A 12,373-nucleotide genomic window follows, 5' to 3' on the forward strand; every position below is an offset into this window, starting at 1 on the left:
ATTTAAATATAGGTATAATAGTTAGAATGTTTCGATAAAATTAGTTTGAATTATGTATATTGAAATAATAAGCGCTTTCATAGATATTATACAACAATATAACGGAATATAGTATAAAAAATAAAAAATTATGAATTTATCGTAAACTTTATTTAGATAGTGTTAAATATTGAAAGGAAAGTGAAGGATTTCTACAAAAAAAGTTGCTAAACATAAAAAATGCTCCATAAACAGTTAGTTTCTATAAATATGACGAAAAACACCGTAAAACCAATAACACATTTCATCTAATAAAGAAGAGAATGAAATATTTTAAAAGGATAAAACAAATATGAAGATATTAAATTTTAAAAAAGGTGAGGAGGAAATATAGTAACGATTACATACAGTGTTCCATGTTTTATTACAAAATAGACGTGCTCAAATCGAACAAGTTTCTTCTATATAAATAGAGTGAAAAATGATTGGAATAAATGTAAAGGAACCTTGACGTAAAGTTTACTTTACATATATACTCGATATATGGAAGGAGGGAGAAATTTCCTTGGAAAATAAAATGGTCGAATACCGAAAAAAATTTGGACTATCTCAAGAAAAGTTGGCTGAGAAACTTGGAGTTTCCAGACAAACCATCATTTCAATTGAAAAAGGGAAATACGATCCATCACTTCCGCTAGCCTTTGAAATAGCAAAAACATTTCAAACAACGATAGAACATGTATTTATTTATGAAGGAAAAGAAGAGGTGGAATAGGGATGAATTATTCACAAAAGTACTTTGTAATTATGGGGATTATTTTTCTATTTATGAGTGGATTTATGATATTAACAGGTATAATGACGCATTCTGCACCGCCAAGTCCTACTTATACGTTACTTGCAATGATGGTTATGTGTTTCTGCCTTAGTTACTTACACCCGCAATTTAAAGAAAAAGATGAGCGAATGAAACTCATTCGTTATAAAGGAATGTTCTTCAGCTTTTTTGCGTTAACGGCATATTATCTTCTTTTCTCTATCAGCTTAAACTTAAAAATACTTACACTATCTGCTACTGAATTATTGAATATACTTATGGCACTTACGATGAGTACCGTCTTTATCTCATTTGTTGTTTTGGCAAAAAGATATTAAGATGGAAGAGAGAAAGGAAGATTAACATATGCAAATGATGTATGCTTTTGGCATTGGGCTTGTATTATTTTTAGCAGTATTCTTATTTATTCGTAAAGACGTTCAAGGCGGAACGTTAACGAAACGAGGATTTTATAAAATGATCGGCTGTTTAGTTGTTATGTTTATAGCGATTATTGTAATGATTGTTTTAATAAGTCGGTCACTATAGAATGTAAAAACGGAACCTTACTTCGGTAAGGTTTTTTCTTTATTGTTAAACCCGAAAATTACCACTAAATCCATTTACTATAAATGACTTGTATTATACAATCCAATGAAATGATAGATAAGGAGTGTAGTATATGAATAAAAAAACTATCTTCTATTTATTAACTTGTCTACTACTTGTAGCTAGTACTACTTATATAATATGTAACAAACGAGAACAAGTGCCACCTATGTTAGTATGGGACGAACAAGAATACTATGTTACGAATGAATCTGCCAAAATAGAAGAAGTTGGGCAAAAACTTGGCGAAGTAACAAAGAAAATCAAACGAAGTAAAAGACCTACTAAAAATAAAGAATCTAATACATTACAAGAGAAAACAGAAGTATTCACAATGATTGAGGAAGAAAAAAGTGATTACCCGCCTTTAATCATAAAGGAAGCTTATAGTGATAAATATAGGGTAGTGAGGCCGATTTTGAAGCAAGTATTATGATGAAAAGGAGATTCATATGCAGACAGTAATTTCGTATCCGTGGGTGTTAAGAAAAATATTTGTCTTTTTCCTCCTATCGGTGCTGTTTACATTTTGATGAATAGAGGAGCGATACAAAAGAGAGATTTTATATTTATTATTTGCTGCTATGAATATATCACTTTGGTTATTGCTTATGATTTTTGATTGGAGTATGTGGATGGTAGTAGGGCATTATTTGTTTGGAGCAGTTGTTATTGTTTTTTCGAATATGAATAAGAGCTAAGCCAGCAACCTTAAAGTTGCTGGTTTTTATTTTGCTATTTATAATGAAGAAACAAATTTTTAATAGAGAGTAGTGGGCGTTATGAGATGGAAAGAAGGAACGTTTGAAAAAATAGACACGAATAACTCATCTGTTGAGCAACTTATAAACACGTTTAAGGAACAAAACTTAATTGGTGGAGCAATAATAAGCTGTTTTAAAGTGCATAACGAAAATTTTTTTAAAGAAATACCACATTCGAAAGATGGACATGAGCACTTCTTTAGAAGAATCTTCAACTCTTTAGATATAATCAATAACTTAGAAGAGTTAAAAATACATACATCAGACAAATATAAGTTTCGTTTTAAAGAGCAGCTGGTAGTTATGCTTGATGGTAGCATTGCTGCGCAAATTTTGTGGGGCGGAGCATATGAAGGGTTTAAGGAACGACCAGTTATCGCAAAACAATTAGCAGTCAATGTATGTCAATATATGTTCCAAGATCGATACGAAGATATTAAAGTGTTCGAAAGCTATCGCCCTTGGACAGATTGGTTTTACGATGTTGCGTGGGATGTTACTTGGATGGTGTTAGATAGTAGGGAACAGAAAATGTGGTTCATTTGTGCTACGGATACAGATTGATAGAAGAGGGACCTTGTAGGAATGCTGCAAGGTCCTTTATCTTTTGGGAATTAATAGAAAACGAATCATATAAATGCTATACTAAAAAATGTTTGTAATGTCAGTTTCATAATATTGTATGATGCTGACTTACTAGAAAAGATAAGAGGAGAATGAGCGTGCAAAAGATAAAGAGATTATTGCTATTAATGATGGTAGTAGGATTAACAGCAGGTGTTTTAGCAGGGTGTGCAAATCCGAAAGATACTACAGAAGAATTTTTAACAGCGATACAAAAAGGTGATGTAGAAAAAGCTCGTACATTTGTTGAGAGTGACAAGGAATTTAATAAACTAAATGAAAAAACAGATGATGCTGAGGCAAAAGCAATGCTAAGTGCAATTACAAAGAACTTTAAATTTGAAAAGCTAGAAGAAGTATCGAAAAAGGATGACAAAGCAGAAGTGAAAGTGAAAATTACATCTGCTGATCTATCCGTTGCTGTAACAAAAGCAGTGGGAGAAGTTATGCCAATGGCCTTCGCTAGCGCATTTAGTGAAGACAAAGAACAATCTGAAAAAGCAATCGAAAAAACAATGACCTCAACCATCATCAAAAACTTAGCAGATAAAGATGCAGCAATGGCAACTCGCGAAGTTACCTTGAACTTAAAGAAAGACAAAGATGGTGACTATAAAATCGTTGCTGACGATAACTTGAAAGAAGTATTGTTTGCCAATGCAAAGTCTTTGGAGAAGATGTTTGGTGGGAAGTAATTGAATTAGATAGAAAAGAGACACTATATCACGTAGAAGGTTGATATGGTGTCTCTTTTTTATATGACCCCGGAGAGGCTCGAACTCACGACCTCCACCCTGTCAAGGTGGCGCTCTCCCTGCTGAGCTACGGGATCCCAACTATAAATGTTACCATCAGCAATGTGTTTTCATTTCATTCGTGTAATCGGAGGATTTGTATAATCTGTTGAATATTGTAACATTTGATGTATTCCTATAATAGCAACAAACTTTAGTAGTGTAAAGATGTAATTTTCTGAATATTATTATTCCAATTTTTATATAAAAAAATAAGCTCCGAAGAGCTTATTTTAATAATAATATTACCGCAATTATTAATGATATTATCAAAAATACAATCATAAATAATGGAGCTTGTTCATGAATTATCTTCCTGTAAGTGTCATTGAAGCTGTATAAATTGTATCTACAGAACCGTCAACATTTTTAATTTCAACTTTGTAACGATATTCCCCGTTTTCTGAAAGTTGTCCACCCCAACCAGTGGTATTGTAAAATTCTTCGTTTGTTCCAGCTGGTAATTCGGAGCCAAAATTGAAGTCAGTTTCATAGTAACCCCAGCCACTTGTCCATTTCTTTTCAATAGTTACACGATAGCGCACATCTTCAGCTCTATCATTTGTGATTTTTGCAATCATATTTTGGCCGTAGCTGTACTCTGTAGCGTGTAATTGAATTGTGAAACCATTCAACGTTTCGCTAGGACCACAAATATAACGACAGAACTCGCTTGCTCCGTCAGCATGTGCCTTCGGTGTATCAATGTTCATAGCTGTTAAACCGCCTAAAGCTAAAGCTCCTGTTAATAATACTTTACCAAATGCCTTCACTTGAAATTCCCCCTAAGTATATTCTCAATTCGTTCGATAGATATCACATTAAGTAGTTTTATAACATTAATCTAATCGAACACTTTTTTCCTCGAGTGTATTCGCTATGAATCTTTCATCTTGTAGTAATCTAACCTCTACATAAAATTTCATAGTTTTGATTTCATATATGTATCATGATTTACATAGAACAAATCTGTTAATACGTTTTGGTTATTTGCTTATCCCACTACTCTTTATTACCTTTTATTGGTAAAACGTTGGTTTTATTATATACCATTATTATCTATTTACAAGAGAAAACAATACTGTATGCAAAAATGCATAATAAAAAACACTACTTGTATTCTGAATTACAGAATACAAGTAGTGTTGGGTTTCAATTAATATTTAATTGGAACCTAATGCTAATTTTTTATGTTTAACAGTATACATATATCACTGTTTTTTTAGTCATAATTGATAAAATTTGTTCAGGGGACGCTCTTCCTGTTGAGCTATGGGATCTTTAAAAGGGAAAGTATAAGCGATTATGAGAGTAATGTATGAAGGGATAATGATGAGAAACGAATTTAGTAGAAAGTAGTCTTTGGATGTAGAGGTTATATTATTTCCGATACCAATCCAAAGGACCTTCATCACTCAAATCAACAAGAAAAGGGAACAAGAAGTGTAAAGGTAAGCTTATAAGTTCTGGCATAGCGTTCACTGTTTTCTTTGATAGATATTGCCTCCCAAAACAATACGGACAATCTTTTTCAAATGTCACGAGTATTGACCATACATCTTTTACTTTCCACTTCGTTTTACAATACGTACAACGCGCCATTGAGTTCCTCCTCAGTTTAAGGTGTTTTCTAATATATTCTACTTTATTGTACGAAAGTCATTTGAATTTGATGTGGTAAAATGCAAAACAAGCCTAACCTCGTTCTACATTCAGGGAGGGGTTAAGCTTGTTTTAATTCCGTTCAATGTCTCTTTGTATCAGGCTGTTTATACATTGCCTAGATAGCTTCGTGTTAAATTCGGGAGAATAATTTTTCCATCTTTACTGTATTTTTCGAATAGCTCTGATAGGAGAAAAATAAAGTTTTTATACTGTTCGTCATTTTCTTTCGGAGCATAAGATGCTGATAAATTCCTTCCCAAAAACCCTTCATAATCAAAAAGTAAATCATTTTGATATTCTTTAAAATCATACTTTCCATCTTTAAAAAAGTTGTTAAATACTTCTGGAGTTTCATCTATTCCACCGCTAAAGCCTTTAAAGTTTGGACAGGTTTTCTGGCAAATTTCTGCATTCTCTTTAATAAGTGGACTAGTTAAATCTCTACTATTCCAAACAAGTGCAACATTTGCTTTTTGTTTTAAAATTCGTTGGCATTCGATTTTGAAAGCCTCTTTATCAAACCAATGAAATGCTTGGGCAACAGTTACTAAATCTACACTATTTTCTTTTAAAGTGGTATTTTCAGCAGTTGCTTTTATGGATTGAAAACGAGAATATAGTTTTAATGATTGCTCAGCCATCTTTCTCATATCATCATTTGGCTCAACTCCAATAACATGTAAACCACTTTCAAGCAGCTGGTGGCTAAATATCCCCGTACCTGAACCAATATCAGCCACAATCCGATTCCCTTTCAGTTGGTTAGCTGAAAGCAAGTAATCAATATATTCATTAGGATAACTAGGGCGATATTTTGCATATATATCGGCCCTGTCAGTAAAATTTTCTGTTGTTTTCACAGTACTACCTTCTTTCTTACGATATGATGTACAGAAATAGAAATTAAATATGAATTCAGGCATCAGTCTTTAAGTCTACAACTTAAGAATCCAGCTAAATAGAGGGCCTCAGTTTCTTTATTCAAATATCCTTTATCCGTTTAGTATACTATTTTAGATAATATCTTCCAAAAGACTAGAATGGCTTACTCAATTATGTTTTAAAGTGTATACTTTTATGGATTTATTTAATAATTTATGAGCGATTGTATGTCGTATTACGTTTACGTAGGTAAGAGATTTTTATTTTTGCTATTTAAATTGGCCAATATATCCTTTTTACAATTTACTGAAAATCATGTATAACAGAGATACATGATTATTTTATCTCGCTATTTGCGGGCAGTAAGATCCCTTACCTCGAAATTCAGCAAAAGTAAAGAAGTTAGGTTCGGGTCGGAATGCCCGTAAAAGTCCGATTCGTGAGGGTTGATGAAAGTTTCACTTTATAAATATTCAGAAGTAGAGGGAGAAAAGTTGTAATGGTAAGAAAAACGTTCAAGATGCGCGTGTCTAAAAATAGAACGATTTCGATTAATGGATCGATTCTTGATGTGGATGTTACACATGATGAATTTTTACAAGAGTTTGTTGAGTGGGTTGATTCTAAAGGTTGGTCGTTTATGGGAATAACAGATGAGATTACGCCCGAGGAAGCTAGTCAAAAGTTAATAGATTCGTTGATTGATGAGAAGGATAAGAAAGAGTAATTCCTTCTTATTTTTATTGTATATTTATGTTCTTTATCGTAAAAGTATGATATAGTAAAAAATAGTGAAATTTCTTCCAATATAATACAAATTACATATGATTGGTAGATTTATTATTTTGTTAAGGAGTAAATGGAAAAGGGAGAGTCATATGGTAAATTTTAAGAAATTTTTGGTTTTTATTACAGTTATTTGTTCGTTTTTTTTGACGCCCATAACATTGCGTGCTGAGACGAATATTGGAGTAAATCCAGAACAAGTTGCACCACCACCTGCGGAAGGACCGAATGTTTTTAGTCAGTTTGCAACGACAATTGATGCGAAAACAGGAGATGTTTTGTATGATAAAAACGCATATCACCGAGCATATCCTGCTAGTACGACGAAGGTGTTAACAGCGATTTTACTCATGGAGCATACAAAGCCAGAGGATCAATTTACATTTTCACAATTAGCATTAGATCAAGAGAAGAGTAATTATCAAATTGAGTTTCAACCTGGAGAGACAATTAATAGAAATACTGCGCTTATGATTTTAATGGTGCTGAGTGCGAATGATGTGTCGTATGCGATTGCGGAGCGGATTGGCGGGAGTGTTGGGAATTTCGCTAATATGATGAATGAGAAAGCGAAGCAATTAGGAGCGAAAGATAGCCACTTTGTAACACCGAATGGATTGCATGATCCGAACCATTATACGACGCCGTATGATATGGCTATGATTACGAAGGGTGTGCAAAAGTATCCTGAAATTTTACAAGCGATGAATACGAAAAGAACGACAGTTACGACGTCTAGGCAGACGGTGTCTATTTTTAATAAATCTAATTTTTTTGAAAATCCATATAGCATTGGCGGTAAGACAGGGTTTACGAATGAAGCACGTAATACACTTGTTTTATTAAATGAGAAAGATGGAAATCGTATTATAAGCGTAGTAATGGCTTCTCAAAGACCTGAAATTTATGAAGATTTGAAGCAGATGGCGGAATATTCTTTCGGTCAATTTACGAAGCAAATGGTGCTTGATAAACATAATTGGCATCAAAAAACAACATATTTAAATAAAGATGTTAATTCTGAGTTGGAACAAAGTGCGGAGCTTATGCTTAAGAAAGATGAAGGGAAAAATGTGAAAACTATTTTCCGGGCGGCTTCATTAGATAAAGAATCTTTATATCATAAAGGAATACATCGTGGTGAGGTAGTTGGTGCAGTTGATATTACGAAAAATAATCAAACAATTGCGACGGTAAATGTTCTTTCAACAGAAGATGTCACTTTTACGATGCCTAAAAAAGATACAACTATGCCTGAAGTAAAAGACTCAAATGTGAAAGTAATAAGTGTTGGGATAGGTGCGATTATATTATTTGGAGCAATTTTATATGTAGTGTTGCGCCGAAATACAAAAGGAATGAAATCAGAAGGTAAATAAATTACTAATAAAAAGACTGTGTAAAATTTTGGCACAGTCTTTTTTCTATATTTTAAATAACTAATAATTGTAAATTTTCTTATTGCAATAACTTAAAGTTCGTTATATCATTTACTTGTGTTCTTGTTAAAGAACAAAGTGGATATTGCATACTTCAAATAATATAAAACAACGGAGAGGGAGAGAGACGATGAAATTAATATGGAAGATAATTAGCAACGCGATCTCATTTGTTTTATTTGCATTGATGGTTTTTTTAGCTTTTGTAGTTATTTCTTCAAAAGCAAGCGGTGGTGATCCGACAGTGATGGGATATCAATTTAAGAGCGTTCTTTCAGGATCAATGGAGCCGACGTTTTTAACAGGATCAATCATTGCAATAGAACCAAACAAAGATGGTTCTAAATATCAAAAAGGTGATGTTATTACCTTTAAAGAGAAAGATCAAAAAATTATCACTCACCGTATTATCGGTGTGAAAGATACAAATGGAAAAGTAATGTATGAAACAAAAGGGGATAACAACAACGGACCAGATTTAGAGCCAGTACTTGCAGAAAATGTAGTTGGAAAGTATGCAGATATTACAGTTCCGTATGTTGGTTATTTACTGAATTATGCGAATTCAAAAGCGGGAGCAGCATTGCTTCTTATTATTCCAGGAGTCTTTTTGCTTGGTTATTCCGCTATTTCTATTTTTGGTGCTATTCGTAGCATTGACGGAGAAAAGAAAGATAAAAAAGTAGAACAATCCGTCTAGTTCGTTTGGTTATACTTTCCGTTTAGGAAGTTAACAAATATATATTAAGGGGATATGGACATGACTTTAAAGAAAAAATTAGGAATGGGTATTACATCAGCAGTATTAGGAGCAGCTTTAGTTGGTGGAGGAACATTTGCATTTTTCAGTGATAAAGAAGTGTCAAACAATACATTTGCGGCTGGAACACTGGATTTAGCATTAAATCCATCAACAGTTGTTAACGTATCGAATTTAAAACCTGGGGATACAATTGAAAAAGAATTTAAACTAGAAAATAAAGGTTCTTTAGATATTAAAAAGGTTCTACTGAAAACAGATTATAATGTAGAAGATGTAAAGAAAGATAATAAAGATGATTTTGGTAAACATATTAAAGTAACATTCTTAAAAAATGTAGATAAGCATGAGACAATTGTGAAACAAACTACTTTAGATAAATTAAAAGGTGACACACTTACAGCTGTAGATAATGATTTATCGGCTTGGTTCTGGGATGAAAAAGGTATTTCAGCAGGTAAATCTGATAAATTCAAAGTGAAATTTGAGTTCGTTGATAATGGAAAAGATCAAAATCAATTCCAAGGCGATAAGTTACAATTAAATTGGACGTTTGATGCACAACAAACAGCAGGTGAAGAAAGATAATAATAAAAAGGGCTATCACATGGATAGCCCTTTTTCTATTTTTCTAGTATTTGTCTATCAATTTTAATAGTTCTTTACTATAATATAGATAATGTTCTGTATAAAGAACGTAATGTTCGATGGGAGAGATTAAGATGCTGAAAAGACCGCGTAATTTTAAAAAGATGCTTATATTGCCGTGTATGTGTTCTATTACGTTTTATTTAGGATCTCAAATTATGACGCATACAGAAGCGGCGTTCATTCATGAAACGAAAGTAGAAGCGACGCTTTCTACAGCAATTATATTTCCGAAAACAGTTAATACGTTAAAAGAGCAATCTGAGAAACATAAACAGTTTATTGAGCGTGAGTATGGAACGATGAAGGGGAAATCGAAAGCAACTTCTATTGAAGAAATAAAACAGGCGATTTCTGTATGGCAACAAGGGCGTGAGAAAATTGTTGCTGAGAAGGAAGCTCTGCAAAATGTATATACTGAAATAGAAGCTCCTTACAATCAAATACAAGAAGAATTAAAGGTAAATAAAGATGAGTCGATGCAGCAAGTGTCCATATATGTAAATGAAGGCTTTCGCAGTATCAAAGAGAAGCGTGACTATATTGAGAAAGAAATTAGCTTGAAAGCTATTGATGAGCAAATTCAGGCTCTTCAGCAACAATTAAACGTTGCAATTGAAGCGGAAGGACAAAAGAAAGCAGAGGAACAGAAGAAAGTAGAAGAACAAAAGAAAGCCGAAGAACAAAAGAAAGCAGAGGAACAGAAGAAAGTAGAAGAACAAAAGAAAGCCGAAGAAAAAAAGAAAGTAGAAGAACAGAAGAAAGCCGAAGAACAAAAGAAAGCCGAAGAACAAAAGAAAGCCGAAGAACAGAAGGAAGTAGAAGAACAGAAGAAAGTAGAAGAACAGAAAAAAGTAGAAGAGCAAAAGAAAGTGGAAGAACAGAAAAAGCTAGAAGAGCAGAAGAAAGCGGAGTAACTGCTTTAGTGAAACAGCCAGAAAACAAGAATGTGGTGTAAGAGAGAGTGAACGAATAAGCAAGACTAGTAATATTTATACGAGTGTGAGGGAACGTTAGCCCTCACCTCTTTGTTTTTCTTTTTTCTTATAGTATTAAATGATTTGAGTGTGAAAAAAGTTATAAATTATCATTGTTTTTTCCGAAAAGTCTAAAAAATATTGAGAAATAAAAATAACTGAAAATATTAATAAATATGTGTTGTGTTTATATAGAGTTGTTCGTTATAATGAACATAAGGTTTTTAAAAAAGAACGCATATTAGCTAAGCTAATATAGTTTTCTTTACATCTCTTATTGAAAAATAAGTGATAAAAATATAAAAAAAAGCTAGGGGGAATTGATTGTGAGTCTGAAAAAGAAATTAGGTATGGGAGTTGCATCAGCAGCATTGGGGTTAGCTTTAATTGGTGGAGGAACATTTGCATTCTTTAGCGATAAAGAAGTATCAAACAATACATTTGCAGCTGGGACGTTAGACCTTACATTAAACCCTAAGACGCTTGTAGATATTAAAGATTTAAAACCAGGGGATTCTGTTAAGAAAGAGTTCTTATTACAAAACAGCGGTTCGTTAACTATTAAAGACGTTAAATTAGCAACAAAGTATACTGTTAAAGATGCAAAAGGTGATAATGCTGGTGAAGACTTTGGTAAGCACGTTAAAGTAAAATTCCTTTGGAACTGGGATAAACAAAGTGAGCCTGTATATGAAACAACTTTAGCAGACTTACAAAAAGTTGATCCAGATCTTTTAGCTAAAGATATCTTTGCTCCTGAGTGGGGAGAAAAGGGTGGATTAGCAGCTGGTACAGAGGATTATCTATGGGTACAATTTGAATTCGTAGATGATGGAAAAGACCAAAATATCTTCCAAGGTGATACATTGAATTTAGAATGGACATTCAATGCCAACCAAGAAGCTGGGGAAGAAAAATAATAAAAAAGCGGGTATTCCCGCTTTTTTTTATAAAGAAAAAGAAGTGCTGGTTGTAAGCACTTCTTTCTATTATTATTTTTGATTTTGCTTCCACTTTGTAAATTCAAGAAATTCACGAAATTGTTCTTTGGAGACACCAGAGTTCATTGCATCTTTAACGAGTTGTGTCCATTCGGAGTCTAGGTTAGTTTCCTTTGTTGTTTCATCATGAAGTAAAGTATCAACTGGAATTTGTAGAACTGCTGCGATCTTTTCAAGAAACTGAATGGAAGGGTTTTTTTGTAAATTTCGTTCTATAGAACTAATGTAAGATTTAGCAACGCCAGCTTTTTCGGCAAGTTCAGTTAATGAAATCCCTTTTTGTAAACGAAGGCGTTTTATACGTTCTCCAATCATATTTGCGCACCTTTCTATCAATATGTAGTTGTCTTATGATGTCATTATTATAACATAAACTTCGTTAAAAAGAACAAACCTATTGAGCCTGACTGGATGGCTTCATACGTTGGAAAAATTGCTCGATGTCTTGCATGGCGATACCAGCATCTAGAGCTTCAAGTATTAAATCAATCCATTCTTGATCCAGTGCGTCTGTCTTATCTTTGTACAAATGTAATTCCTCCCTAATTATCGGTCATAATTGCTGCTACAGAATACATGATAATGCAATCGGATTTTGTGTTTTATATAGTGAATTATCAAATATTGT

17 protein-coding genes, 1 tRNA gene and 1 pseudogene are annotated in these 12,373 nt (G+C 33.1%); 13 read left to right on the forward strand and 6 right to left on the reverse strand.

What is annotated here, in order from left to right:
• Positions 1 to 544: 544 nt before the first annotated feature.
• The 7 genes and pseudogenes from DN401_RS26825 (at position 545) to DN401_RS26850 (ending at position 3,488) form a co-directional block, all read left to right on the forward strand.
• A complete protein-coding gene (locus DN401_RS26825) occupies positions 545 to 754 on the forward strand; it encodes a helix-turn-helix transcriptional regulator (RefSeq protein WP_000428509.1) in 210 nt (69 codons plus the stop codon).
• A gap of 2 nt (positions 755 to 756) precedes the next feature.
• Entirely contained in the window at positions 757 to 1,134 is a 378-nt protein-coding gene (locus DN401_RS26830) for a hypothetical protein (RefSeq protein WP_001109913.1), read from the forward strand.
• Between the two features lie 28 nt (positions 1,135 to 1,162).
• Positions 1,163 to 1,345 (forward strand): DUF3976 domain-containing protein, encoded by a 183-nt coding sequence (locus DN401_RS26835; protein ID WP_001178303.1) that lies wholly within the window; start codon positions 1,163 to 1,165, stop codon positions 1,343 to 1,345.
• Between the two features lie 133 nt (positions 1,346 to 1,478).
• Positions 1,479 to 1,841, forward strand: coding sequence for a hypothetical protein (locus tag DN401_RS26840; protein ID WP_127063875.1), 363 nt, complete (start codon positions 1,479 to 1,481; stop codon positions 1,839 to 1,841).
• A 16-nt stretch (positions 1,842 to 1,857) separates the two neighbouring features.
• Positions 1,858 to 2,106, forward strand: a pseudogene (locus tag DN401_RS30370) (hypothetical protein).
• A gap of 81 nt (positions 2,107 to 2,187) precedes the next feature.
• Entirely contained in the window at positions 2,188 to 2,733 is a 546-nt protein-coding gene (locus DN401_RS26845; protein WP_127063876.1) for a hypothetical protein, read from the forward strand.
• A gap of 158 nt (positions 2,734 to 2,891) precedes the next feature.
• Positions 2,892 to 3,488: a DUF4878 domain-containing protein gene (locus tag DN401_RS26850; protein WP_121868128.1), complete on the forward strand. Its 597-nt coding sequence runs from the start codon at positions 2,892 to 2,894 to the stop codon at positions 3,486 to 3,488.
• A gap of 64 nt (positions 3,489 to 3,552) precedes the next feature.
• On the opposite strand, the gene DN401_RS26855 is transcribed toward DN401_RS26850, so the two are convergent.
• The 4 genes from DN401_RS26855 to DN401_RS26870 form a co-directional block, all read right to left on the reverse strand.
• Positions 3,553 to 3,625, reverse strand: a tRNA-Val gene (locus tag DN401_RS26855).
• Positions 3,626 to 3,895: 270 nt separating this feature from the next.
• Entirely contained in the window at positions 3,896 to 4,360 is a 465-nt protein-coding gene (locus tag DN401_RS26860) for a hypothetical protein (RefSeq protein ID WP_033695726.1), read from the reverse strand.
• 607 nt (positions 4,361 to 4,967) lie between these two features.
• The gene (locus tag DN401_RS26865; RefSeq protein WP_000090221.1) at positions 4,968 to 5,189 is read right to left on the reverse strand and encodes a hypothetical protein; all 222 of its coding nucleotides are present in this window, start codon (positions 5,187 to 5,189) and stop codon (positions 4,968 to 4,970) included.
• A 167-nt stretch (positions 5,190 to 5,356) separates the two neighbouring features.
• Positions 5,357 to 6,112 carry a class I SAM-dependent methyltransferase gene (locus DN401_RS26870; protein ID WP_000858661.1) on the reverse strand — a complete coding sequence of 252 codons (756 nt, stop codon included), beginning with the start codon at positions 6,110 to 6,112 and terminating at the stop codon, positions 5,357 to 5,359.
• A gap of 521 nt (positions 6,113 to 6,633) precedes the next feature.
• On the opposite strand from DN401_RS26870, the gene DN401_RS26875 reads away from it, so the two are divergent.
• The 6 genes from DN401_RS26875 to calY all read left to right on the forward strand — a co-directional run bounded on the left by DN401_RS26875 (position 6,634) and on the right by calY (position 11,664).
• Positions 6,634 to 6,861: a hypothetical protein gene (locus tag DN401_RS26875; protein ID WP_000251856.1), complete on the forward strand. Its 228-nt coding sequence runs from the start codon at positions 6,634 to 6,636 to the stop codon at positions 6,859 to 6,861.
• A 151-nt stretch (positions 6,862 to 7,012) separates the two neighbouring features.
• Positions 7,013 to 8,299: a D-alanyl-D-alanine carboxypeptidase family protein gene (locus DN401_RS26880; RefSeq protein WP_100654923.1), complete on the forward strand. Its 1,287-nt coding sequence runs from the start codon at positions 7,013 to 7,015 to the stop codon at positions 8,297 to 8,299.
• A 190-nt stretch (positions 8,300 to 8,489) separates the two neighbouring features.
• Complete coding sequence (sipW, locus tag DN401_RS26885) at positions 8,490 to 9,059, forward strand: signal peptidase I SipW (RefSeq protein WP_000767792.1); 570 nt, start codon at positions 8,490 to 8,492, stop codon at positions 9,057 to 9,059.
• Between the two features lie 60 nt (positions 9,060 to 9,119).
• Positions 9,120 to 9,707 carry a CalY family protein gene (locus DN401_RS26890; RefSeq protein ID WP_000172852.1) on the forward strand — a complete coding sequence of 196 codons (588 nt, stop codon included), beginning with the start codon at positions 9,120 to 9,122 and terminating at the stop codon, positions 9,705 to 9,707.
• A gap of 134 nt (positions 9,708 to 9,841) precedes the next feature.
• Positions 9,842 to 10,684 (forward strand): DUF4047 domain-containing protein, encoded by an 843-nt coding sequence (locus DN401_RS26895; protein WP_149288057.1) that lies wholly within the window; start codon positions 9,842 to 9,844, stop codon positions 10,682 to 10,684.
• Positions 10,685 to 11,070: 386 nt separating this feature from the next.
• Positions 11,071 to 11,664, forward strand: a complete 594-nt coding sequence (gene calY, locus DN401_RS26900) for a biofilm matrix protein CalY (RefSeq protein WP_000053713.1) — start codon at positions 11,071 to 11,073, stop codon at positions 11,662 to 11,664.
• Between the two features lie 72 nt (positions 11,665 to 11,736).
• Here the strand turns inward: calY and DN401_RS26905 are convergent, their stop codons facing one another.
• Both DN401_RS26905 and DN401_RS26910 read right to left on the reverse strand, forming a co-directional pair.
• Positions 11,737 to 12,060, reverse strand: coding sequence for a helix-turn-helix domain-containing protein (locus DN401_RS26905; protein ID WP_000578885.1), 324 nt, complete (start codon positions 12,058 to 12,060; stop codon positions 11,737 to 11,739).
• Positions 12,061 to 12,139: 79 nt separating this feature from the next.
• The gene (locus DN401_RS26910) at positions 12,140 to 12,274 is read right to left on the reverse strand and encodes an anti-repressor SinI family protein (RefSeq protein WP_000276219.1); all 135 of its coding nucleotides are present in this window, start codon (positions 12,272 to 12,274) and stop codon (positions 12,140 to 12,142) included.
• Between the last annotated feature and the right edge of the window lie 99 nt (positions 12,275 to 12,373).

The organism is Bacillus sp. BF2-3 (assembly GCF_008368795.1).
GTDB classification, from domain to species: Bacteria; Bacillota; Bacilli; order Bacillales; family Bacillaceae_G; genus Bacillus_A; species Bacillus_A cereus.

What these genes read in the sequence shown, in the direction of transcription:
- DN401_RS26830 (WP_001109913.1), top strand. Translation starts at nt 757, where the DNA reads ATGAATTATTCACAAAAGTACTTTGTAATTATGGGGATTATTTTTCTA.
- DN401_RS26845 (WP_127063876.1), top strand. Translation starts at nt 2,188, where the DNA reads ATGAGATGGAAAGAAGGAACGTTTGAAAAAATAGACACGAATAACTCA.
- DN401_RS26875 (WP_000251856.1), top strand. Translation starts at nt 6,634, where the DNA reads ATGGTAAGAAAAACGTTCAAGATGCGCGTGTCTAAAAATAGAACGATT.
- DN401_RS26880 (WP_100654923.1), top strand. Translation starts at nt 7,013, where the DNA reads ATGGTAAATTTTAAGAAATTTTTGGTTTTTATTACAGTTATTTGTTCG.
- DN401_RS26905 (WP_000578885.1), bottom strand. Translation starts at nt 12,060, where the DNA reads ATGATTGGAGAACGTATAAAACGCCTTCGTTTACAAAAAGGGATTTCA.
- DN401_RS26840 (WP_127063875.1), top strand. Translation starts at nt 1,479, where the DNA reads ATGAATAAAAAAACTATCTTCTATTTATTAACTTGTCTACTACTTGTA.
- sipW (WP_000767792.1), top strand. Translation starts at nt 8,490, where the DNA reads ATGAAATTAATATGGAAGATAATTAGCAACGCGATCTCATTTGTTTTA.
- DN401_RS26895 (WP_149288057.1), top strand. Translation starts at nt 9,842, where the DNA reads ATGCTGAAAAGACCGCGTAATTTTAAAAAGATGCTTATATTGCCGTGT.
- DN401_RS26865 (WP_000090221.1), bottom strand. Translation starts at nt 5,189, where the DNA reads ATGGCGCGTTGTACGTATTGTAAAACGAAGTGGAAAGTAAAAGATGTA.
- DN401_RS26890 (WP_000172852.1), top strand. Translation starts at nt 9,120, where the DNA reads ATGACTTTAAAGAAAAAATTAGGAATGGGTATTACATCAGCAGTATTA.
- DN401_RS26835 (WP_001178303.1), top strand. Translation starts at nt 1,163, where the DNA reads ATGCAAATGATGTATGCTTTTGGCATTGGGCTTGTATTATTTTTAGCA.